Source organism: Lysinibacillus sp. NPDC097162 (genome assembly GCF_044762185.1).
GTDB lineage: Bacteria > Bacillota > Bacilli > Bacillales_A > Planococcaceae > Lysinibacillus.
Genome location: NZ_JBIWDT010000001.1, coordinates 1,726,115 through 1,748,762, shown reverse-complemented (window position 1 = coordinate 1,748,762; position 22,648 = coordinate 1,726,115). Strand labels below are relative to the sequence as shown.

Sequence of the window (22,648 nt, the reverse complement as noted above, 5' to 3'; positions counted from 1 at the left end):
CTTCATAAATGTTGCATTGTAATGAATTTTCATAGCAAATGACTTTCTTTTCTAGCTATCATTTTAGAAAAATGTTCATAAACGGATAATACAATAAATTTATGAACTGAATATTAACTGAGAAATAATATTGAGGAAGAATTAATTTTGTTGTTTCTATTTTTATAAAAAATATATTAGCAAAGCTATTAAATTCAAAATTGTTTGAGTGCCTGGCACTTAGGAATGATTTTCAGTTATAATGAATATCGAATGTGATTTACACGGAACGGAGACGAAAGAATGCAGGCAGTTAGACAGTTAGGGCACTTTTTAGGGCCCTATAAATTTTTTACATTGATTGCACCAATTTTAATGGTGCTTGAGGTAACGATGGATTTAATCCAACCAACTATTATGCAACATATGATTGATACGGGAATTGCGAATAATGACAATCCGTATGTATTTAAAATGTTTTTATTTATGCTTATGAGTGCCGTCCTTGGATTAGTAGGGGGGCTTGGATGCTCAATTTATAGCTCCAAAGCAGCCATTCACTTTGCCTCAGATGTACGTCAGTCATTATATGAGAAAATGATGACGTATTCGGCAAAGGAAAGGGATGCGTTTACTACTGGAAAGCTAATTACGATTTTAACAAGTGATGTGGAAAGCATCCAACGTGCGTTTATGATGACGCTACGTATTTTTGTACGTGGACCGTTATTATTTATTGGTGCGGTTGTCATCGTATTTGTGACGGCTCGCGAGTTATTTTCAATATTGCTCGTGATTGTGCCGATTTTAATCATCGCAATGTATTTTTTCACTAAATATTCAGGTGTTTTATATCGTAAAGTACAAGAGGCGATTGACGGCGTTAATACTAAGCTACAGGAGAATTTAGCAGGTATTCGTGTAGTAAAGGCTTTTCGTCGTGAAAAGCATCAAGTAGAGCAATTCGCGGGACTTAATGACACACTTACGAAACGTTTTATTACAGCAGAACAAATTGTCGTTGTACTCGTACCATTTACAATGTTTGTAGTGAACCTCGGAATTGTTGCTGCACTTTGGCTTGGTGCTATTAAAGTTGAAGCAGGCACGTTGCAAGTCGGTGTAATACTTGCTTTTATTAACTATTTAACGATTATTTTAAATGGGCTTATGTCTTCTAGTATGGTCTTAATGCAAATTGCTCGTGCACTTCCATCTGGAGAGCGTATTGTCGACGTTCTAAACAAGGAAGTAGCGGTGCAAGAAGCAGCGCAGCCGATTACTTCGTCAATTCAAGGAACAATCGACTTTCAAAATGTGAGCTACCGTTACTATGAAACGTCAGAAGATGTGCTGAAAAATATTACTTTTTCTGTAAAGGCGGGTCAAACCGTAGGGCTAATTGGTAAAACGGGTAGTGGGAAATCGACACTTGTAAAGCTATTACCACGTCTTTTTGACCCGACTAGTGGTGCTATTCTGCTGGATGGCAAGCCGCTCAATCAATATGCATTACACACGCTACGTGAACATATCGGCTTTACCTCTCAAAAAGCCTTACTTTTTTCTGGGCCAATTGAAAAAAATATACGCCTTGGTAAGGAAGAAGCGACAAATGATGAATTACAGCAGGCACTGGATGCAGCCTGTGCATCTGAATTTGTTGATAAGCTTGAACAAGGACTGGCGCATGAGCTATCACAGGGTGCAACAAATCTATCGGGTGGCCAAAAGCAACGATTAGCACTGACACGGGCATTTGTAAGAAAGCCAGCAATATTAGTTTTAGACGATACAACCTCCGCCCTTGATAGTGCATCAGAAAAGCATGTACAGCAAGCAATTAGCGAACATTTTCAAGAAACAACAACATTTATCGTCGCGTCGAAAATTACTTCCATCCAACAGGCAGATCTTATTTTAGTGTTAGAGGATGGCCAAATTGTTGGTCAGGGTACGCATCAGCAATTATTACAAAGTAACCAACCTTACCAAGCAATCTACGCTTCACAGCAAAAGGCTGGTGAACAACAATGAGTCAAAATCAACCAAAGCAAATGAATTTTGGACGTGGGCCACGTATGGGTGGACCTGCTGAAAAGGCAAAAAACCAAAAAAACACAATATTACGTGTATGGCAATATGTCAGCCAACAAAAAGTAGGGCTGTTCTTTTCGATATTTTTTGTCATCGCCTCTACATTTTTAAGCTTGGCAGGACCTTATTTGATCGGGCATATTGTTGATGATTATATTATGAAAAAACAAGTCGCTGGTACGATTCGACTTGGTATTGTGCTAGCCTGTATTTTTACGGTAGCATCGATTTTCACTTGGCTACAAACATATGTCATGATTCAAGTGGCGATGAAGACAATACGTACATTACGCCTTGAACTATTTAAAAAACTTCAAACATTAACACTGAAATTTTTCGATCAACGTGCACTTGGTGATTTAATGAGCCGTGTAACGAATGATATTGATAACTTAAATACAGCATTAGCACAAAGTGTGACGCAAATCGTATCTTCCATTTTAACAGTAATCGGTGTTAGCATTGCGATGTTCTCGCTTAGCTGGCAGTTAGCCATTGTGACACTAATTATTATTCCTTTAATTGTTTTCACAACAAAGCAAATTGTTAAACGTAGTAGTAAAAACTATGCGGCTCGTCAACGTGATTTAGGAAAACTGAATGGAACGATTGAAGAAATGATTACGGGAGCGGAAGTACTTACACTTTTCGGTAAAGAACAACAAACGATTGAATCTTTTCGTAAACAAAATAACAACCTACGCGACTCAGCACAACGCGCAGAAATTACTTCAGGCTTATTAGGACCAATCAATAACTTTATGAATAACTTAGGGCTAGCAGTCGTAATCGGTACGGGGGCATTTTTAGCGGTGAAAGGGGTAGTGACCGTCGGGATAATCGCGGCATTTGTCACATACACGCGTCAATTTTTCCGTCCGTTGAATCAGCTGTCGAATTTATTGAATACTTTCCAATCGGCGATTGCGGGGGCAGAACGAGTATTTGAAATTTTAGACGAACCATCGGAAGTAGCGGATAAAAAGGATGCAATTGATAGTCGAAGCTTAAAAGGGGAAGTCGCATTTCAAAACGTCTCCTTTAGCTATTTGCCAAATCAGCCAATACTAAAAAATATTAATTTTCATGCTAAGGCAGGAGACACCATTGCACTTGTTGGTCCAACTGGCTCAGGGAAAACGACGATTATTAACCTACTAACACGTTTTTATGATGTGGATGCAGGTGAGATTCTTATTGATGGTCATAATATCGAGGACTATAAAATGGCAACAATTCGTAAGCGCGTTGGTGTTGTGTTACAAGATACTTATTTATTCACTGGTACTATTCGCGAAAATATTCGCTTTGGTAAGCTAGATGCTTCTGATGCAGAGGTGGAGGAAGCCGCTAAAATTGCGAATGCGCATAATTTTATTAAATACTTACCAGCGCAATATGATACAGCTGTACAGGCGGGTGGAGCTAATTTAAGTCAAGGACAGCGACAGCTGATAGCTATTGCTCGTGCCATTTTAGAAAATGCTGATATTTTAATATTGGATGAAGCGACATCTAGCGTAGATACGCAAACAGAGGTCGATATTCAAAAAGGATTACAGCATTTAATGCGTGGTCGTACTAGCTTTGTGATTGCACACCGTCTGAAAACAATTGAAAACGCCGATCAAATTTTAGTTATTCAACAAGGCGAAATTGTTGAGCAAGGTAACCATCAGCAACTTATGCAAAAACAAGGAATATACAGAAACCTACAGCAAAAGCTACTTTTAGAAAAAGATGAGCTAAGCTTATAAAACATTTAAAGTTTCATGAGAAAATATTTATTTTTTCATGAAACTTTTTCCATTGTCTGATTGTCTAACTACAAATTGTGTTGCACGTTACATTTTGAAAAAAATAAAAATATTTTTCTGTTATAAGGTTTGCACAATTGCAATCACGAGGCTTCATGGATGGGGGGCGAGCAAAGTGATAAAAGCGCAGAAGGATGCTTGTTTATCAAAAGCGATGACACAGTATGGCGATTACTTAGTGCGCGTGTGCTATACATATGTACAAAACTGGGCAGTAGCCGAAGATTTAGTGCAAGATACATTTGTAAAATATTATGAAAAAATGGACCAGTTTCGAGAAGAAGCATCTGTAAAAACGTATTTATATCGTATTGCTATTAATCATTGTCATAATTATTTATCTAGTTGGCGTTATAAAAAAATACAAGTAATTGATTATTGGAATAAATTAACTGGAAATGAAATGAATCCAGTTATTCAAGTGCTTGCAAATGAGTCCGATAGTATGTTAATTGCTGCCATTGAAAAGCTACCTACAAAATACAAGGATGTCTTATTATTATTCCACTTTGCAGAATTATCGTTAAATGAAGTTGCTGAAGCGTTAAAGATGAAAGAAAATACAGTTAAGACAAGGTTAAGAAGGGCACGTCAATTAATTGGCCTGACACTACAAGAGGAGGGGTTTGAATATGGATCAGATTCGTAATGCTATTAATACTGTCTATAAAGAAGGTACGTTTTCAATGGACAATCAAACAAAAACCTTTCGAAAAATCCATCAGCAAAGAAAAAGCTCCCTAACCCCTGTTTTATTAACGGTATTCTTAACAGTAAGTCTGGTTATAGGACTAGATGTACTTTTATTTAAAATCGAACAAATATCACCCGATACGCCTGTAATCTCAGGCTCTGCATTGTACACTGAAAAATCTGGTAAGGAAAAAGACTATAAAGTTCTCCAGCAACCTTGGATGATGGCTGGGGTAGTAGCAATTGCTATTTCAGGTTGCTTTGCACTCTATGCGCTACGTAAAAAGTGGCTATGGTGGTTGTTGCTTTGTGCAATCATTATAATAACAATTGTTGGAAATATGTCTGAACGCATTGGCTATCGCTATTATGTAGCAAATGAAGCCGATATCGTAAATACTTTGCAATCAGGGGTATGGCCCATAGGAAATACCGAGGATTTACGTCTATTTGACACGATTACCATCAATCAATATCGTATGAGTTATTTTTCTACACCTAGTATGCAAGGCATTGCTTTTTTCAAGCATGATAGTAAAGGTTATAAATTGGATCACTTTTTTTTGAACTCGGACGACACAATGCAAGTTATGGCGGTACCGAACATTCAATATATTGTAATTCCGCTTGTGAAGCAAAATACCATTAAGAAGTTAATCATAAACATCAATGACGAACAGATTGAATTGGCTGTAAATGCTAATCGTGCACAACTAGTTGCAGTACCTTACCACTCGAATGTCGATTTATCAGCCGTCACAATACGAGCTGTTCACCAAAACGGTACTGTTGACGATTTATATGAACAAACAGACATTTATATTGCGCCAGACAGTGAATAGCTAAACATTTACTGAACCCTTCTTCTTGAACACTGCAAAAGTGACAAGATGAAGGGTTCAACTTTTGCAAGTAGCAGCATATAGATGGATGGGAATGTAAAAGCAGATAGCTACGTCTTAGGTCTTAGTCGAAGTTAAAGCTAAAGGTCGTTTTTATATTTCCTAATTCAGATAAAATGGATTTAATGGAAGAATATATAGTGGGAGGAAATAAAAGTGAAAAAATTTTTATACTTTGCTTTAATGGTTAGCGCTTCGTTAATAGTTTTAACTGGTTGTTCTTCTTTTGTTCCCGAGAAAGAAAAAGAAGATACTTTTTCGGTTAAAAAGGATGATGCGAAGAAATTAGATGTAGAAATTAATCTTGGTGTCGGTGAAATGACGGTTGCAAAAGGTGCAACGGAATGGATGGAAGGAAGCGCTCAATATAACATAAAAAAATTAGCGCCAAAAGTACACTACAAACAACGCGGGAAAACCGGTGATTTAGTCATTGAGCATAAAGGATCTACTAAAGTTAGAATTGGCAATATAAAAAACGTTTGGGATATCGAACTGAATGAAGATATACCGATGGATCTTTCTGTGGAGACAGGTGCATCAAAAGCAAGGCTGGATTTAAGAGGTCTACAGCTTGAAAACTTAGATATTGAAACGGGTGTAGGAGATCTATACGTTGATCTAGGTGGTGAATGGAAAGAAAGCTTTGAAACGAATATTGAAACGGGTGTTGGTCAAACTACGGTTATTTTACCTTCAAAAGTCGGCGTAAAAATTACAACTGAAAAAGGAATTGGCTCCATCAATCTTGAGGGCTTTATTGCTAAAGGGAAAGGGGTTTATGTCAATGAAGTGTATGAACAAGCAGACGTTATACTAGACATAAACTCTGAAATTGGCGTAGGCGATATTACATTTAAATTGGATAAATAAGTACATTCTATATTTCTTTAAAATTGTGCGTCAAATACATCAGGTAAATTGTATTTGACGCTTATTTTGTGTTAGCTTAAAAGAAGCAACAGAGATTGAAGGAGCGAACGTATTGAGAACTTTTACATATAAGCAACCCGCATCGATTGAATCGACAGAGTTAGTTCAAATAATGAATGAGGAAGGGAACATATCTTCAAATGTACAACGGATTTACTCTAATGGGCTGAAAAAGGCTTTTGACCGTATGATGGATTATCGGTATTTTGTACAATTCGATGTAAGCGCGGTGGATGGGCAACGTCTTTTCACATGTAAAAAAATATCCCGACGGGGGCGTGTTCATTTTAAAGGGAAGGATATTGTAACAGGCAAAGATTATATGATTGCCTATGATGGCTGGCAAATTATGATTCCTGATTTAATCATAACAGATGGTCAATATAAAATAATGCTGAATAAGGAAATGGAGGACTGGTCACTGTTTACATTGAATGAACAGCCGATTGCACGATGGCAAGCAGTTTATCAAGAAACACATTTTGACATTACGCTTCAAATTGAAGAAACTAGCCCGATTCAGCACGAAGCTTTTTTTATTGCAATAGGACAGGCTGTGTTATTTGTCGGTGCATAGTATGTTAAATGATAAAACTGCCGTTGATTTTCGCTACTAGCGCATGCTTTCCAACTTATCACACAATCTGTAAAGTATGACGAAACCCGCTCCAGTCAGTATAATTGTTTGAGTGCCTGGCACTTACTCGCGGCACCTACTGCATCAAAGGTGAACTTGATGCCTTTTATCTATATTGTGAACAGCTCTCATTATGGGAGCTGTTTTTTTATTGAATGTGTGGGTTAATCATAGGAAATTCACTGTTATAATGTTAAATATAGTATAAACTGTATTCGCTAGTTTCGAGGTTCTAAATTGAAACGTTGAATACAAACATAGGTGTGAAAGAACAAGAGTTTTAGGTAAATTTTCTTGAGGAGAGAGTGGAATGAAGAAAAAGCCGATTTACGTTGAGATTGATATGCAAGCATCAATTGAAGATGCATGGAAATATACTCAAAATCCGAAGCTCCATGAGCAGTGGGATTTGCGTTTTACTAAAATTACATATGAAGATAAAAAGTTTCCAAATGAACCACAACGCTTTACCTATGAAACGAAGGTTATGCCTGGTTTAACAGTAAGTGGTTGGGGAGAAAGCAAAGGGGAGCATATGAAAAAAGATGGTACGAAAATTTCCTCTTTGCATTTTGGGACTCCCCAGAAAATATCGCCAATTGCAGAGGGAAAAGGATACTGGAGGTATATCCCTAAAGAGCAAGGCGTAACATTTTTAACGCAATATGATTATGAGGTGCGTTATGGGAAACTTGGTAAACTATTAGATTTAACGTTTCGTCCACTAATGGGGTGGGCAACAGCACTCAGCTTTGACGTATTAAAAAGATGGTTAGAGAAGGGAGAAAAACCAAGTACCCAATATGTTCGCTTCTTTTTAACAATGCTTATTAGTATATCCTTTTGCATTGTTTGGTTGTACCATGGCCTTGTACCAAAAGTGATGATTCAGCATCCTGAAGAAGTAATGATGGTAAAGGAATCACTTTCCATTTTGAATGGTGCCACAATAACGAGAAGTGACGCCAATCTAAATAATGAGACTTTTCTAGTTTTTTGTATTGGTATTGCAGAAATGATTTTTGCGCTTTGCTGGTTATTACCGAGAGGGAAGCGGATGCTCTTTCGGTTACAAATTATTTTGTTTCCATTATTAACGCTCGGCGCAGTACTTGTAAATACAAATATTGCGATGGCGCCATTTAATCCCGTGACCTTTAATGGCGCATTATGGGTACTCTCCATTGTTGGGTTTATTCTTAGTAAAGATTTACCTAGTGCGAAAAGTTGTAAACGAAAGCGAGGGGAAAATGGATGACTATTTACCAAACATTATTAGGTGAGGATTTTAAAAAACTTCATCCGAAACTGCAACAACGCTATGCATTACCATTAAATCAAACTTTTTATGCAAAAGGTGTTATGCATAGCATAGAATCAGGTGCAAAATGGATGCGTCCTTTTTATATGGTTGCTGCAAGGTTTAAGTTTTTATTTCCCGAATCCGGAAAGCATATCCCATTTACAATAAGTAATACTTGTCGCCAATTGCCCAATGGAGAACTAGAAGTAAAATGGGAACGAACTTTTTTGATGACTAAAAAAACAAGGCACTTTGATGCAAGGATGACGGTAGATCCGGTCAAAAAAGTTGTAAAGGATTATTTGGGCTCACCAGCTCTTTTCTATTCTGACTTATTATTTTCTGTAACACGAGAGGGAAAATTAGTAATACGGTCTGGCGCACAGCGTTTTGTTATGTCTAAACTAGAATGTAAAATTCCTAAAATGTTAGAAGGGCATGTAATCGTCGAGGAAGGCTATGATGATAACAGAAATGTTTTTACAATTCATGTATATATTCATAATCCACTTTTAGGGAGGTTAATGATGTATGCTGGCGAATTTACGCAAAAATCTCTTTAGTCCTGTGTTATTAATTGGTTGGGTACTCATAATCATCTGCTACCTGTATAGTAAGCAACCTGATTATTTGATTTTGCTTACATTTGCTCAACTTGTATTAGTCCCTGCTATGCTAAAAATGGTTGTAGCTTTCGATAAAAAAGGTCATGTAATTATAATTGCGATGATGCTTGCAGTAACACTATTACATTGGTTAGCAGATAGTAAGTTAGCAATTTACTTAGCTGTTGTGTACGTTCTTTATACAGCGTTTATTGCACTACAGGGTTTGACACGATTTTTACAGCGTGGTTTTACGAATACCGCTGAAATCGCCATAGATATTGGGCTCATATATATATTTATTGGAGGACTATGGTTTTTTGCTTATATTGCGGAGATTGATACAGGATTTTCGCCGTTAATTACGTGGTTAACTGCAATCCACTTTCATTATTCTGCATGTTTATTAGCTATTTCTATTGGTTTGTTTGGAAGGATACATAAAAGTAAAGGATACAATATCGTCGTTTTGATTTTATTGACAGGACCACTGCTTGTTGCACTCGGAATTACGTTTTCAACAATCATTGAAATTGTGTCAGTTGCGCTTTACATAGGTGCTATCTATTGGCTGTTTACACTTTCGTTGAAGACAAGTTTGCCTAGAAGACAGGGACTCTTGTTGCGGATTTCATATGGTTCATTATGTTTGACAATATTATGGTCCTTACTTTACGCATTTGGTAATTTAACTGGCATAATTCTTGTCAGTATACCTGATATGCTAACATTTCATGGCTTAGTGAATTGCTTGCTGTTTGGATTAGTCGGCGTAATCGCATGGGGCTTGGAAGTCCCGAAATCTACCCATCAACCATTTACTTTTCCAGTAAGTCGTATACGGGGAAAATTACATACAACAGGAGATGCCCATGCAGGTTTAGTTGATGCACTTCAAGATTTTGTAGATACGCGTAAGCTTCCTCAAGTCATTCCTCATTTTTATGAACAAACGAACTGTTATCGACTAAATGCTTCCGTACAATGGAGGGCATGGTTTAAACCACTAGCGTTTATCTATCAAGGCATAAGCCGTTGGATGCAGCAGCTTAATTTACCTTTGACAAGCAAACAAGTAGAGATGAATGGCATTATTGTCAAAGTAGATGAACGACAAGATGGTCGACATGCCCCACGTGCATGGATTCGAAAAATCGATGAGCAAACAACTTTTGTGGCCATATATTCACAACATACGACAGCTCAAACAACGTATATGAATATTGCATTACCTCTTCCTTTTTCAACAATGATAGGTATTTTATATGTATATGAAAAAGATGGGGAATTACATATAACAAGCTCCCGAGGAGGGGATGCAGGCATCTATTTAGCAATGAAACACTATGTATTTAAACTGCCTTTAAATGAGCATTTTACTATTAGTGCTAAAAATGAGACAACATTATCTGCTGTTCATACGATGCGCATTTTTGGACTGCCTTTTTTACGTATAGATTATCAGATCGAACAAAAATAAGACGACCCATAAATCTCCCATTTCATTTTGAAAACGAAATGGGAGATTTTATTTTGTAGCTATAATACCATCGAAAACGGGTGAAAAGTCTTAGTATTATCCCTCATTTATAATCCAATAGGGAAAATAATTTGTAAAAAGGATGCTGAAAAACACAAAGAAACTACTAATTTATTCAATTTTATATAAGAAAAATTCTAAAATCATCCTAAAACAAATGAAAAATGGTAGATTACTAATATTGTGCAATAGAGTTAAAATTTCTTGATTGTAAGCAAAGATTTTTTTCGGTTTAAAAAAGTTTTATATTATATTTCATTAGCAAAGTGAAGGGGATTAAAATATGACTTTAAAAAAGGGGAGATTGAATAATGCACTTTAAATCTATTGGCAAAAGAATCGTTTTTGCATTTAGTATTGTAGTAGCAGTAATTGTTTTTTATATTAGTTTTAATTTTTACGAAATATCGCAAAGTAATAATGCAACTGAACAAATTGTAAATGAGGAATTACAATTATTAATTACAGATTATGAGTTAGCATCAACTATTGGATTACGGATTGCGGCAGCACGTGGATATGTGTTGTCTGGTAATGAAAAATATAAAAATATTTATAGTGAAAACGTAGAGAGAGCACTTAAAAATGAAAAAATACGATTATCTATTTCGGAATCGTCGGAATTTAACAAGTATTCGGAAATGGCGAAAGAATGGAGTAGCTATGTCCAAAAAGAAGTATTTGATGTATATGATCAAGGAAATGTGGAATTAGCTGTACATAATTTAGCGGCAATGGATACGAAAGCTACGGAAATTCGTGAAGGATATGAAGGCTTAGCAGAACAACGTAAACAATCCATTAATGCAGTTGGAGATTCACTAATTACTTCGGGGGAACGGAAGCAAACTGCAAGTATTATCGTTGGAATACTTATAGTCGTCATTGCAATTATTACAGCGCTCATTAGTGCTCGTCTTATTTCTAAACCAATTATTTTGATTACTAAACGCATGCAGCGCATTACAGAAGGTGTTTTAAGTGAGCCTGCTCTAATTGTAAAAACAAAGGATGAAATAGGGCAATTAACAGAAGCAACAAACACTATGTCTCAAATCTTAAATGATTTGTTAAAACATATTCAATCGGTATCAAATGAAGTTGCTACACATAGTGAAGAACTAATGCAATCAGCTACAGAGGTCAAAGATGGTACAGAGCAAATCGTTGATACGGTTGCAGAAATAGCGAGTGGAACAGAAGTGCAAGCGAGTAATGCTTCTGATGTTGCGACAAGTATGACGGACTTTTCAACGAAAGTTTCAGATGTCAATCAAAGTAGTAAAGATGTCTATCAGTTCTCTGAATCCGTGATGAGGTTAACAGAAGAGGGTAAAGAGCTTATGGAAGCTTCTACACAGCAAATGATGACCATTGACTTTATTGTGAAGGATTCGGTTGAAAAGGTAGATGAGTTAAATAAACAAACGCAGGAAATCTCTAAAATTATAGCAGTTATTCAAGAAATAGCTGCGCAAACTAATTTATTGGCACTAAACGCTGCAATTGAAGCGGCACGTGCTGGGGAGCATGGTAAGGGCTTTGCCGTCGTAGCGGATGAAGTTCGAAAACTTGCTGAACAAGTATCTGCATCAATTAATGAAATCACTAATATTATAAAAATAATTCAAGATGATTCAATGACTGTAACAACATCATTAGAAAAAGGTTATGGAGAGGTTGCAAAAGGTACTACACAAATCGTTTCCACAAATGAGACATTTAGTGATATTGCAAATGCTGTTTACTCCATGTCATCTAGCATCGTTCAAATGTCTTCTAAGCTAGAAGAGGTTGTACAAAGTACGATGGATATTAATAAATCAGTTGATGAAATTGCTGCTGTTTCAGAGCAATCAGCAGCAGGTATTCAAGAAACTTCTGCGACGATAGAACAAGCCGCAAGCTCTATGGACGAAATTAAAAATAGTTCAAGTAATTTAGCGGTAATGGCAGAAAATTTAAATGACCTAGTTGGTAAATTTAAATTATAAAAATTATTAAACCTATCTGATTTCATACTTTCATCACAATTAGACGATATACTATTGTAATGGAAGGTGGAGTAAAATTGAGAAAATATATACTATTATTATTAATGAGTGCACTTCTTATGGCGCCTGCAGTAGCCTCTGCGCATACGATGGATAAAAGTATGCTTTATACAGATGTTTCTGCAACTTCAGCGAATATAGAAGAAATCATGGTCCTTCAAAGTATGGGGCTTATTGGTTATAACGGTGTCGACATGGCATTGAACCCATCTGAAAACTTATCCCGTAAAGATTTTGCAGCCTGGATAGGAGCATTTTTCGGTCTTGAAGGTTCAACGGTGGAAGAACTTGCCCAAGCAGCGAAAAATGAAGAATATGTATCTTCGTTAGAAGGAGACATTACATATAAAGAAATTAATACAGCATTATTGCATAATAAATATGAATTTGAAAAACCAGATGCAACGTTGACAAAAGAGGAGTATATTACCTTTTTATCTGAAAACTTAGATATGGATATGGGTGGCCATACTTTACTTCAAATGGGTGGTTTTTCTTATGGCCCAACTGGAACAATTGAAGATGTCGTAACAGGAGATAACATGGGCGTTATCATTGAAGGCAAAACGTATATGCTATCAGGTCATCCTCGTATTTTTGCTGATTCAACAGACCCTCAAAGCTGGATTGGTCAGAACTTAGAAAAATCTATTTTGACGACGAGCGGTGGTCACCATCATGGACATGAAGAAGAACAGTCATCAAATACACCGACATTACAATATATTCAAATTGCTTCGACTACACAACAAACAACCCAAGATACAACAGATAAGTATGAAGGAACTGCAACACCACGTGAAGAACTGAAAAAGAACGAAGGAAATGACACAACTTCAACAAGCTCAAGCACGATATGGATTGTTGCAATCATTGCATTAGTTGCAGTAATCATAGCAATTTTCTTCATTAAACGAAAAAAATAATTGAGTGAAAAACCAGTAATAAGCGAATTAATCGCATTATTGCTGGTTTTTAATTTTTAAAATTTACTTTTGAAGCATTAGAAATATCGGTTAATTCAGTAACTACTTCTTATGAAATTAATAGGATCCATTAGGCACTACTAAGTGAATTGTAAATTATTTGTACAAAATTGTATAACAGGAAGTTCAATGGGTATATAAATAGGATGTAAAGGATTGATTAAAGGTAGTGAGCTAAGGAAAATCGTAAAAGATAGGTGGTAAGTGGATGGCAACGCTTGTTGTAAAAAAAAGTTTAATGCACCGTTATCAAAGTATTAACCAGGCGCTAGAGGATGCTAAAGTAGGTGACTTTATAGAAATAAGAGATGGCATTTACGAAGAAAGTATTGAGGTTTCAAAAAGGTTAACACTTTATGGTAAGGGCGATGTCACGATTAAAGGCGGCGTATTTATTCGCTATCAAACACATGTAGAAATGCGGAATCTTCGTTTTAGTCAGGGACAGGGGATTTATATTAAAGGTGATTTACAGCTTGAAAACTGCGTAATTGAGCAACAAATGGTAAGTACGCAAGTAACAGTTAACTTTGGAAGTCTAATGATGAAAAATGTCGATATTATAGCAAGCCCTTCCAATCAATTTGGACTGCGAATTGATAATGGGTCTAGCGTAATGCTTTCGGAGTCTTCGATACAACAACATGCCAAGGCACAAATCATCGTGCAAAATAGTGAAATTTCAATGACAAAATGTTTGTTGTTAGAGGGTGCGACGAATGGAATCTTTGCCATACGGAATGTCAAAATGTCGATAGAGGATTGTGAAATTCACGGGCACGAAAAAACACAAATTGTTGCAGCTTCATGCACAATTAATATGATAAATACAGTAATTCATGGAGGAAAAGATCTAGGAATTCAAGTATTTAGTGGTTCTAAATTAACAATGGATCATTGTGAGATAAAACATCATATAGGAACAAATGTAGTTGTCCATGAAAGTGAAATTGTTGCGACAGATAGTATCATTGCAAATGGTCAAAGTAACGGATTTTATATAGGTGAAAAATCAAAAGCTATCATCTATGATTGTCTGTTATTTGAACATGTAAAGCCACAGTTGTTTATTGAAAATAGTAAAGCTGAGGTTCGAAAATGTCATGTGAGAAAAGGTAGTACAACAGGTGTCACTATTTTTAACGAAGCTGATGTCATAATGACGGAATGTGATATACATCACCATACACAATTTCATGTGATTGTAGACGCAAGTGGACTTGTAGCCGATCAATGCATTATACATTCTGGACAGACGGGCGGAATTTATGGCAATGACCATGCGAAGATTACACTGAAAAATTCACACATACAGAATTTTGAAAGCCATCATATTTATATAAATAATGCACGTCTTTTTGCGAATAATTGTACTTTTAAACACATTATAGGTAATGGTATTACATGTATTGATGCAATTGTTGAAGTGGTAGACAGTCAATTTTTGCACTGTCAGCAAAGCCCTTATTCAATTTTTTGGTCTGATAAGTCAATGGGACGCATCCAAAATTGCGCAATCGATGAAACCGAACGAACATTTTTAGCAATGACCAATCAATCCCTTCTTGAAATCGTCAACATAAGTTTACCTCATGTCAAAACAGCAGCAATTGTTCAGGAACAAAGCCAGCTATATATACGTGGGCAATTTAACGACGGCAAATGTCAAAAAGATAGCTCCTCAAAAATCACACGTCCAAATTTACAGCCCGTAACGACTGAAAACATACAGCGGCTCGTTGAGAAGTACAGTACATCCAACATTAGCAAGGGGGAACAATGAAAAAAGTGTAACACAAGTAGTTTCGAAATTTTGAAATTACTTTTTTTATGTGAATCCCACTAAGTTTAGCTATAAAAATAGTCCTTCATATAGAGCAATATAGATTATTATAGCTTTTAAAAATACAAAAGAAGAAAACACTTTTATTATTTCGACGGTACGAGTGTAAATACTTGAAGATTACTTTTAATTCATGCAAAATATTGACAAAGATTACTGGATTTCGACATAAAAAAATTTCTTTTTAAAGTGTGAAAAATGTTCCATTGTTATTGCTCAATGGAGTATTATGTTAGAAAACCTTGTTAATTTATTGGAATTGAAGAATAAAGTATTTGTAATATTATATACAATATAATAATGAGTGCAATAATAGAAGAATGTGTTATTAGAAAATTTAGTTTTTAGATTGATTAATTCGTGTGTTATATCCTATAATTAGTAAAAATGGTTCATTAATAATAATGCTTGTCTTCTGTACTAGAACTTTGGATAATGTTTTTGGAATAGTGAATTATTTTTGGAATATGAAATGGGGTGAGAAAAGATGTTTGGGCTTTCGAAAGAAGAAATTATGTTGATGCTTAAGAAGGTTGAATTGGCAGATAACCAAAAAAGTGCAATAGCTGATATATTTCATCAAAATAATCTGTTAATTGAGCAACAGCTAGCATTTATTATCCATCTAGTAATAGATGAGCGCGAACGAAATACTTCAAACAATACATATTTAAATTAATGCAGTGTGATTTTGTCGAAGGAATGCAAAAAATGTCCTGACAAATCCCTAGAACAATTTGTCAATATTAAGTGAACTCATATATATATTAAGTAAAAAAAATCACAGTGGTATAAAACTGTGATTTTTTCTTTTTTTAGAAATGGAAAATATTGAAACTTTAATGATGGATAAACGTAAAAGATATTAAGGAAAACATATATGGGATGGAGATGATAATGAAAACCGCCTTGCTCTTGCTCGGTATGCAAAACGATTATTTTCAATAACAATCGTAAATGTCTGTGTCAAAGAATCAAATTGGACTATTGTTAGATAGAATTAATTTCCTTATTTAACGTAGAGACACCTATCATTTATATTAAAAATGAATCATTTCTTAGACAATTTCTTTTTAATTTACACGCAAATTCACAAATAAATGATACTAGTCAAGTCGTTGGAAAACTTTCGTAGTAAAGGAGCTTACTTAGATTGACTATTTTACAAAGACTTATTGAACAGGCGAAGCGTCCAAGAGGGTTAATAGGCTCAGTAATGCTACATATTATGAATGTAGCTCATAGTGGAATAAATAATTGGTTAATCCAGAGTGGTGCAATTCAAAATGGAGATGTTGTTTTAGATATTGGATGTGGTGGTGGAAGAACGATCCAAGCATTATCCAAAATCAATCGCAAAGGAAAGATTTATGGAATCGACTTTTCTGAACAAGCGATAAGAAATACTATGAAAGTAAATCAGTTAGATGTAGCTAGTGGTAAAGTAACTGTAAAACAGGCAAGTGTTTCTAATATCCCATATCCAGAAGCTTTTTTTGATAAAATAACAGCATGCCAAACACATTATTTTTGGGGAGATTTAGCAAACGATGTTAAAGAAGTATTTAGGGTTTTAAAACAAGGTGGTCAGTTTATTATCATTTCAGAAATATACAAAATCAATTATCATAGGAAGGACTATAAAACCAATATAGAGCTAAGGCAGCTATTCGACAGTGTAGGTTTTCAATCGGTGAACATACAAGAACATACAAAAAATGGCTGGCTCTATATAGTAGGCACCAAGTAACCGAAAAAATTAATATGGAGGTTGAATAGATGAAAAGATGTGAATGGGTGAAGTTAGACGAGCCTTTATATGTAGATTATCATGACAAGGAATGGGGGGTACCAGTTTATGACGATCAACACTTATTTGAGATGCTTTGTCTAGAAGGAGCACAGGCTGGACTTAGCTGGTGGACGATTTTACAAAAAAGAGAGGGCTACCGTGAGGCTTTTGACAAATTTGATGCCTCCATAATCGTCACATATACAGAAGATAAGTTAGCTGAGCTTAAAGAAGATCAGCGTATCGTTCGCAATAAACTTAAAATAGCCAGTGTCGTAACGAACGCGCAAGCTTTTTTGAAAATACAACAACAACATAAATCATTTTCTGATTACATATGGTCCTTTGTCGATCATCAGCCTATTGTCAACAATTGGGCAACTATAGCTGAAGTACCCGCGACAACAGAGCTAAGTGAACGAATGAGCAAACAGTTAAAAAAAGATGGTTTTAAATTCGTTGGAAGTACAATTTGTTATTCATTTATGCAAGCAGTAGGTATGGTCAATGATCATATTGTTGATTGCGGTTGTCGTCAAACAATTGCAGAGTGTTAGTAAAAGAAAAAAGCGTGTATCATCGTCCTAGAAGAAAGCGCCTTCAAAAACAACTATAAAGCTGAAGTATGGCACTTGAAAAGTGACTTAAATGAAGGTGTATTGCTCGTCTGCTTTAAAAAAATAACGAAATACAGCTAGACAATTGGTATGTTTTCGTATATAATAAAATTAATAAAAAGATTTCTTGATTTAAAATATTGAATTCACCTATTACAAAAAGTAATCGTGTTTTTCGGTACTTTTTATAATAGGTGAATTTTTTTTTGAAGAAATTGTTTATTAATTTATTTTTTTGGAGGTTTCGTATATGAAACAAGGTACAGTTAAATGGTTTAACGCAGAAAAAGGTTTTGGATTTATCGAAGTTGAAGGTGAAGCAGACGTATTCGCTCACTTCTCAGCGATTCAAGGTGAAGGTTTCAAATCACTTGACGAAGGTCAAAAAGTTGAATTTGAAGTGGAAGACGGTAACCGCGGACCACAAGCTAAAAACATCGTTAAACTTTAATTAATAATTGCAATTGCAAAAGAGGCATCCTTCGGGAGTGCCTCTTTTTTTTGTGCTGTAGAAACATCCGCTATACAGAGAAATGTTCATGTAAGATGGTTAATGTTATTTTCATGCCATGTTAAAAGCATCAGCCTGTAAATAATGAAGACGCCAATGTAAGCACCCGATACTAAAAATAATGGATTTAAAAAAATGGCATGGATTGTTGTCATAAATACTGCATTATCCACAATGATTTGGTAGATGGAGGTAGATGCAATGCCTCCAAATACGAGCATAGCAAAAACTGCTAGAACGTTAAACAAAAGGCGTACGATTTTGCTTTTCTTTTGTAGTAATAGCATCACGAAAGGAACAATTATGCTTGATACTACCAATAACATTTTCAATCAATCACTTCCTTTACCTAATTATGACCACAGACATTTAGACATAAACATTCGCTGTATTAAACATACCCATTCTATTACATGCAAAACAGCATTTAAGTAATAAGAAGTGTTAAATAATTGATAATGGGGTAATAAAGATTAAGTGAGAGGCGTATAAGGGGTATCACCCGTATAAGTAAAATTAGAAATTTATATGCGAATATAGGATGGCTATGCCTTACAAAACATAGAATGATTTATGTACCAACATGGTAAACATGAGCAATCAACCTGATGATATGAGAAAGTAAATGAAAATTAAGGGGAGAAATGAAAATAAAAGTTAATCGTTTTTTACACACGAAGAGGAAGGTGTATAAAATGGAGAATAAATCAGTTGTAAAAAGTGGAATAGGGTTTGGCTCAGTTCTAGCCATTACAATTTCATGGAGTATCAATCATTCAATAATTTGGGCTATTATACACGGTTGTTTTAGTTGGTTATATGTAATTTATTATGCATTAACAAGATAAGGTACGTTTAAACAAATATAAATGACAGACTATGCATATTGTAGCTAATCATATACTTTGCCGTTTTGGCATACATAACTAAGTGTTGCTTTGAACCTAGTGAAACTTCAAGCATCAGTATTAGAAAAAGGGATGATACTATCCATATACGCAACATGAAAATAAATTGGATTATTGTAGAAAGGTTGATAGGATGACACATCAAGTTACTGCTACGAGCAATATTGATTTTTGTGCAACTGGTGTTGATGAAGTATTGCAAAATGTAGCGTATATTTTATCTACATTTGTCATGTCTTACCCAGAAAAAAGGGTGAGAGATAAGAAAAAGGAGATGGAAGTACCCTTTCAAATAGCAAAGAGACGGAATACCGCACGTATTATTGACAGTATCCAACGTTTTGAACCGCGTGCAGTTGTAATTGATGTAGACTATTTAGGAGATGTATTTATAGGAAAGCTAGAACCAATTGTAAAAGTAATAGTAAATGGATAACGGAGCTTTGCAACTGTAATGAAATTAAATGGTCAATGGTTTATATAGAAAGCATCTGCTTGACAATAATGGATAAATTAATGATTGGTTAACGCAGCAGACATTGTCTGAGCAGACTGAAAAGTATTTTAGATTGCAAGCAGATGCTTATTAAGAGTTAGTTGATCGCTAGTTTATGATTACACAGTTGCAATACGTCTAATTGCGTCAATTTTCTCGCAATCGATAATAATTGGTTCGAATGCTGCTCCATTTTCAACAAAATATGCACAGCAATTTCTGTTATCTAATTTTAAAAATACAACTCCAAGGAAGCTACCCCCACCAGATAAATAAACATCAACTGGAGTTCCTAACTCAAAGCATTTTAATAAATGACAAATACAGCCTTTACAGTGATGGTGATCATCTTTGCATTCATCTTTTTCTTCTTTCCAACAATGTTTCTCTTCTTTACAATCACAACGATGCTGCTTATGTTTCCATTCATCATATTTATGACAGCATGCTTTCTCCTTATGTTCTTGGTCATGTTTACCACAGCAACATTTCTTTTCAAATGTGCTATAATCCCAATTCATATGTTTGAAATATCTATTATCTTCCATTCTATTATCTCCCTTTTGTTAGTTTGTTGTGTAATGCAGCGCCAGCGTTACATTTATATACTATGAATTGAAATGCAATTGACTTGGTAAAATGTCCATCAAATAGATTTAAAATTAAATGTTATTTCAAAAAAATAAATTGGTATGTATACCTAAAAGAAATAGATGGTATAAAAAAATAGGTTAGATAACATAGTCCAAAAATAAATGGGTGATAAGTATGCTCCATTAACACAAACCAAAACGAGAACGAAGTATGAAGTTATACCTCAGTAATTAACTTCATATAACTACTACGACCGCTAATTCCTCATATATCAAATTTCTTCTTTAAAAGCGATTTCTTTAAGGTTTCGTATTTTATTGATAAAGGAGAGCTAGAGAGGGTGCATAAAAGACTAAAAAGAGGCCTTTTTTTTATAATGATTGTTTTGATCGTCTTATTAGCAATTTATATAAAAAATCAAATGCCTTCAACTGTCCAAATTACTCAATATAATTCTTCACAAACAAATGCTGAGGACATAGCACAAAAATTACAAAGTACTCAATTAACAAAAAAAATAATTATGGCGTTACGCGCTGAAGGCTATCAACCTGATAGTACGATTGAATATTTAATTGACTCTTCGGACAATCAAATCATTACTATACATTTACATGATTTAGAGAAATTAGATAGTAGCACAGAAAGTAAAATTCAAAAAATAGTAACTGGTATTGCCGAAAAAAATAACTTTAATTTGTTTATTGTAGATGTTCAACTTACAAATATAGATTGAATTTTTTTGTATATGCAAGACGGTCTAATCCTAAAAGACAAAATAGATAGTTGTAACTATCTTAATTTGAAAAATATTGTAAAATTATTATAGTTTATACTTCCCTTTATTGGTATATTAAGTATGTTAAAAGAAATATTGGGAGGATTTAGTGATGAAGAAGTTTGTATTAATGGCTGTACTATCTTTAGTAGCAATTATGGCAGCAGCATGTGGAAATGAAGTAAGTAAGAGCGGTAACACCTCTTTACCATCGAGTGAAACAAAGAAGGAAGAATCATCACCTGAAAAAGAATCTGAAATCAAAGACGAAGCTAAAAAGGATGAAATAGAACAAGAAGCAGCTGCTCCGGTTGTAACGGTTAATTATGCTAGAAACTATTTAGAAGATATTCCTAGTCTTACAGAAGAACAATTAACATTGGATAAGCAATCATATAATTTTATTTCAACAAATGCAGATTTGTTCCCTGCATTATCAAAAGATGCAATTCAAAAGACGAAAAAGCTTGCAGATGATAAAATCACTTCCAAGCATTTAAATAAAAATGTAAAGCCGTATTTAGAGCAAATGGTAACTTTTGCAGGCGATATCATTCAGATTCAAGAGGAGACATTAGATGATGGAACACCTGTATCAATCATTCTAATTGAAGATATGGATTTTAATGCTATATTTGCAATTGGTTATCATTCAACAGAATTCCTTGAGGGAGATTTTGTTGAAATTTGGGGGTTACCATTAGGTCCATATAATTATGAAAATATTGATGGTGGCACTACGTTAGCTCAAGCGATCGCAACATCCTATATCGAATAGTAAACAACTGGGCACACTCTTAGAGATGTGCCCATTGTTATGCGAAAATAAATCAAAACGATCTATGCTATAATCGCTAGGAAAGAGGTGATTATATTGAATATATTAGTTTTTGGGGCTACCGGTCGTGTAGGTAGTCACATTGTTTCATTGGCATTAAAAGAAGGCCATCACGTAATAGCATTAGTTCGTACGCCAAGTAAAATGAACATAACCGATGAAAATTTACATGTTAAGCAAGGGAATGTCTTAAACATTGAAGATATTGCATCTGTTATGGCTAATGCAGATGTTGTCATTAGTGCACTAAATACTGATGGTACAAAAACATTGACAGAAAGTTTACCTCTAATTATACAAGAGATGAAAAAGAGAAATTTATATCGAATCATTACTGTTGGAACAGCAGGAATATTACAAAGCCGTCTAACGCCTAGTTTACTACGATATCAATCCAGTGAATCGAAAAGAAAGACAACAAGAGCAGCCCAAGAACACCACAATGTATTGAAGATATTAGAACAATCTGATATGGAATGGACGATTGTTTGCCCTACATATTTACCCGATGGACATTATACTGGTAATTATCGCGTAGAACGAGATTTCTTACCTGAGGGTGGAACTGAAATCTCAGTAGCTGATACTGCGGAATTTACCTACCAACAAATTCAATGTACAAAATTTGTGAAATCTCGGGTAGGCATAGCTTACTAAAAGAAAAATATGATGTTTTTTAAGCGGCTGTATAAATTTAAAACACACTAGTTTTAACAATAATTTGT

At 35.0% G+C, this 22,648-nt stretch carries 22 protein-coding genes; 20 read left to right on the top strand and 2 right to left on the bottom strand.

What is annotated here, in order from left to right; all coding sequences use genetic code 11:
- Positions 1-282 precede the first annotated feature (282 nt).
- The 16 genes from ACIQXW_RS08895 to ACIQXW_RS08820 all read left to right on the top strand — a co-directional run bounded on the left by ACIQXW_RS08895 (position 283) and on the right by ACIQXW_RS08820 (position 18,249).
- A complete protein-coding gene (locus ACIQXW_RS08895; protein ID WP_402761299.1) occupies positions 283-2,016 on the top strand; it encodes an ABC transporter ATP-binding protein in 1,734 nt (577 codons plus the stop codon).
- Positions 2,013-3,833 (top strand): ABC transporter ATP-binding protein, encoded by a 1,821-nt coding sequence (locus ACIQXW_RS08890; RefSeq protein ID WP_401017163.1) that lies wholly within the window; start codon positions 2,013-2,015, stop codon positions 3,831-3,833. The genes ACIQXW_RS08895 and ACIQXW_RS08890 overlap by 4 nt, the downstream gene beginning before the upstream one ends.
- Positions 3,834-4,008: 175 nt before the next feature.
- Positions 4,009-4,542 (top strand): sigma-70 family RNA polymerase sigma factor, encoded by a 534-nt coding sequence (locus ACIQXW_RS08885; protein WP_340824143.1) that lies wholly within the window; start codon positions 4,009-4,011, stop codon positions 4,540-4,542.
- A complete protein-coding gene (locus ACIQXW_RS08880; protein WP_402761295.1) occupies positions 4,526-5,428 on the top strand; it encodes a hypothetical protein in 903 nt (300 codons plus the stop codon). Before ACIQXW_RS08885 ends, ACIQXW_RS08880 begins: the two co-directional genes overlap by 17 nt.
- 216 nt (positions 5,429-5,644) lie before the next feature.
- Positions 5,645-6,361 (top strand): toast rack family protein, encoded by a 717-nt coding sequence (locus ACIQXW_RS08875; RefSeq protein ID WP_402761292.1) that lies wholly within the window; start codon positions 5,645-5,647, stop codon positions 6,359-6,361.
- Between the two features lie 112 nt (positions 6,362-6,473).
- Entirely contained in the window at positions 6,474-6,998 is a 525-nt protein-coding gene (locus ACIQXW_RS08870; RefSeq protein WP_402761289.1) for a tubby C-terminal domain-like protein, read from the top strand.
- A 370-nt stretch (positions 6,999-7,368) separates the two neighbouring features.
- Positions 7,369-8,316 carry a DoxX-like family protein gene (locus ACIQXW_RS08865; RefSeq protein ID WP_402761286.1) on the top strand — a complete coding sequence of 316 codons (948 nt, stop codon included), beginning with the start codon at positions 7,369-7,371 and terminating at the stop codon, positions 8,314-8,316.
- Positions 8,313-8,924 (top strand): DUF4166 domain-containing protein, encoded by a 612-nt coding sequence (locus ACIQXW_RS08860; RefSeq protein WP_402761283.1) that lies wholly within the window; start codon positions 8,313-8,315, stop codon positions 8,922-8,924. The genes ACIQXW_RS08865 and ACIQXW_RS08860 overlap by 4 nt, the downstream gene beginning before the upstream one ends.
- Positions 8,893-10,446 (top strand): YndJ family protein, encoded by a 1,554-nt coding sequence (locus ACIQXW_RS08855; protein ID WP_402761280.1) that lies wholly within the window; start codon positions 8,893-8,895, stop codon positions 10,444-10,446. Before ACIQXW_RS08860 ends, ACIQXW_RS08855 begins: the two co-directional genes overlap by 32 nt.
- A gap of 371 nt (positions 10,447-10,817) precedes the next feature.
- Positions 10,818-12,500: a methyl-accepting chemotaxis protein gene (locus ACIQXW_RS08850; protein WP_402761277.1), complete on the top strand. Its 1,683-nt coding sequence runs from the start codon at positions 10,818-10,820 to the stop codon at positions 12,498-12,500.
- Between the two features lie 77 nt (positions 12,501-12,577).
- Positions 12,578-13,486: a hypothetical protein gene (locus tag ACIQXW_RS08845; RefSeq protein WP_402761274.1), complete on the top strand. Its 909-nt coding sequence runs from the start codon at positions 12,578-12,580 to the stop codon at positions 13,484-13,486.
- A gap of 268 nt (positions 13,487-13,754) precedes the next feature.
- On the top strand, positions 13,755-15,329 hold the full coding sequence (locus ACIQXW_RS08840; RefSeq protein WP_402761271.1) for a right-handed parallel beta-helix repeat-containing protein: 1,575 nt from the start codon (positions 13,755-13,757) through the stop codon (positions 15,327-15,329).
- Between the two features lie 547 nt (positions 15,330-15,876).
- On the top strand, positions 15,877-16,068 hold the full coding sequence (locus tag ACIQXW_RS08835) for a hypothetical protein (protein ID WP_340824153.1): 192 nt from the start codon (positions 15,877-15,879) through the stop codon (positions 16,066-16,068).
- A 474-nt stretch (positions 16,069-16,542) separates the two neighbouring features.
- Positions 16,543-17,139: a class I SAM-dependent methyltransferase gene (locus tag ACIQXW_RS08830; RefSeq protein WP_402761268.1), complete on the top strand. Its 597-nt coding sequence runs from the start codon at positions 16,543-16,545 to the stop codon at positions 17,137-17,139.
- A 29-nt stretch (positions 17,140-17,168) separates the two neighbouring features.
- Positions 17,169-17,738, top strand: a complete 570-nt coding sequence (locus ACIQXW_RS08825) for a DNA-3-methyladenine glycosylase I (protein WP_402761265.1) — start codon at positions 17,169-17,171, stop codon at positions 17,736-17,738.
- Between the two features lie 310 nt (positions 17,739-18,048).
- Positions 18,049-18,249, top strand: coding sequence for a cold-shock protein (locus tag ACIQXW_RS08820; RefSeq protein ID WP_024360941.1), 201 nt, complete (start codon positions 18,049-18,051; stop codon positions 18,247-18,249).
- A gap of 86 nt (positions 18,250-18,335) precedes the next feature.
- Here ACIQXW_RS08820 and ACIQXW_RS08815 read toward each other — a convergent pair whose 3' ends face one another.
- Positions 18,336-18,635: a transposase gene (locus ACIQXW_RS08815; protein WP_340826467.1), complete on the bottom strand. Its 300-nt coding sequence runs from the start codon at positions 18,633-18,635 to the stop codon at positions 18,336-18,338.
- A gap of 715 nt (positions 18,636-19,350) precedes the next feature.
- Here ACIQXW_RS08815 and ACIQXW_RS08810 point away from each other — a divergent pair.
- Entirely contained in the window at positions 19,351-19,653 is a 303-nt protein-coding gene (locus tag ACIQXW_RS08810) for a hypothetical protein (protein ID WP_340824160.1), read from the top strand.
- Positions 19,654-19,832: 179 nt separating this feature from the next.
- On the opposite strand, the gene ACIQXW_RS08805 is transcribed toward ACIQXW_RS08810, so the two are convergent.
- Complete coding sequence (locus ACIQXW_RS08805) at positions 19,833-20,261, bottom strand: hypothetical protein (RefSeq protein WP_402761261.1); 429 nt, start codon at positions 20,259-20,261, stop codon at positions 19,833-19,835.
- A gap of 386 nt (positions 20,262-20,647) precedes the next feature.
- Between ACIQXW_RS08805 and ACIQXW_RS08800 the strand changes: the two genes are divergently transcribed.
- The 3 genes from ACIQXW_RS08800 (at position 20,648) to ACIQXW_RS08790 (ending at position 22,580) form a co-directional block, all read left to right on the top strand.
- A complete protein-coding gene (locus tag ACIQXW_RS08800) occupies positions 20,648-21,043 on the top strand; it encodes a hypothetical protein (RefSeq protein ID WP_402761259.1) in 396 nt (131 codons plus the stop codon).
- A 154-nt stretch (positions 21,044-21,197) separates the two neighbouring features.
- Positions 21,198-21,863: a hypothetical protein gene (locus tag ACIQXW_RS08795; protein ID WP_401017137.1), complete on the top strand. Its 666-nt coding sequence runs from the start codon at positions 21,198-21,200 to the stop codon at positions 21,861-21,863.
- 96 nt (positions 21,864-21,959) lie between these two features.
- Positions 21,960-22,580 (top strand): NAD(P)-dependent oxidoreductase, encoded by a 621-nt coding sequence (locus tag ACIQXW_RS08790; protein WP_401017136.1) that lies wholly within the window; start codon positions 21,960-21,962, stop codon positions 22,578-22,580.
- Positions 22,581-22,648 lie beyond the last annotated feature (68 nt).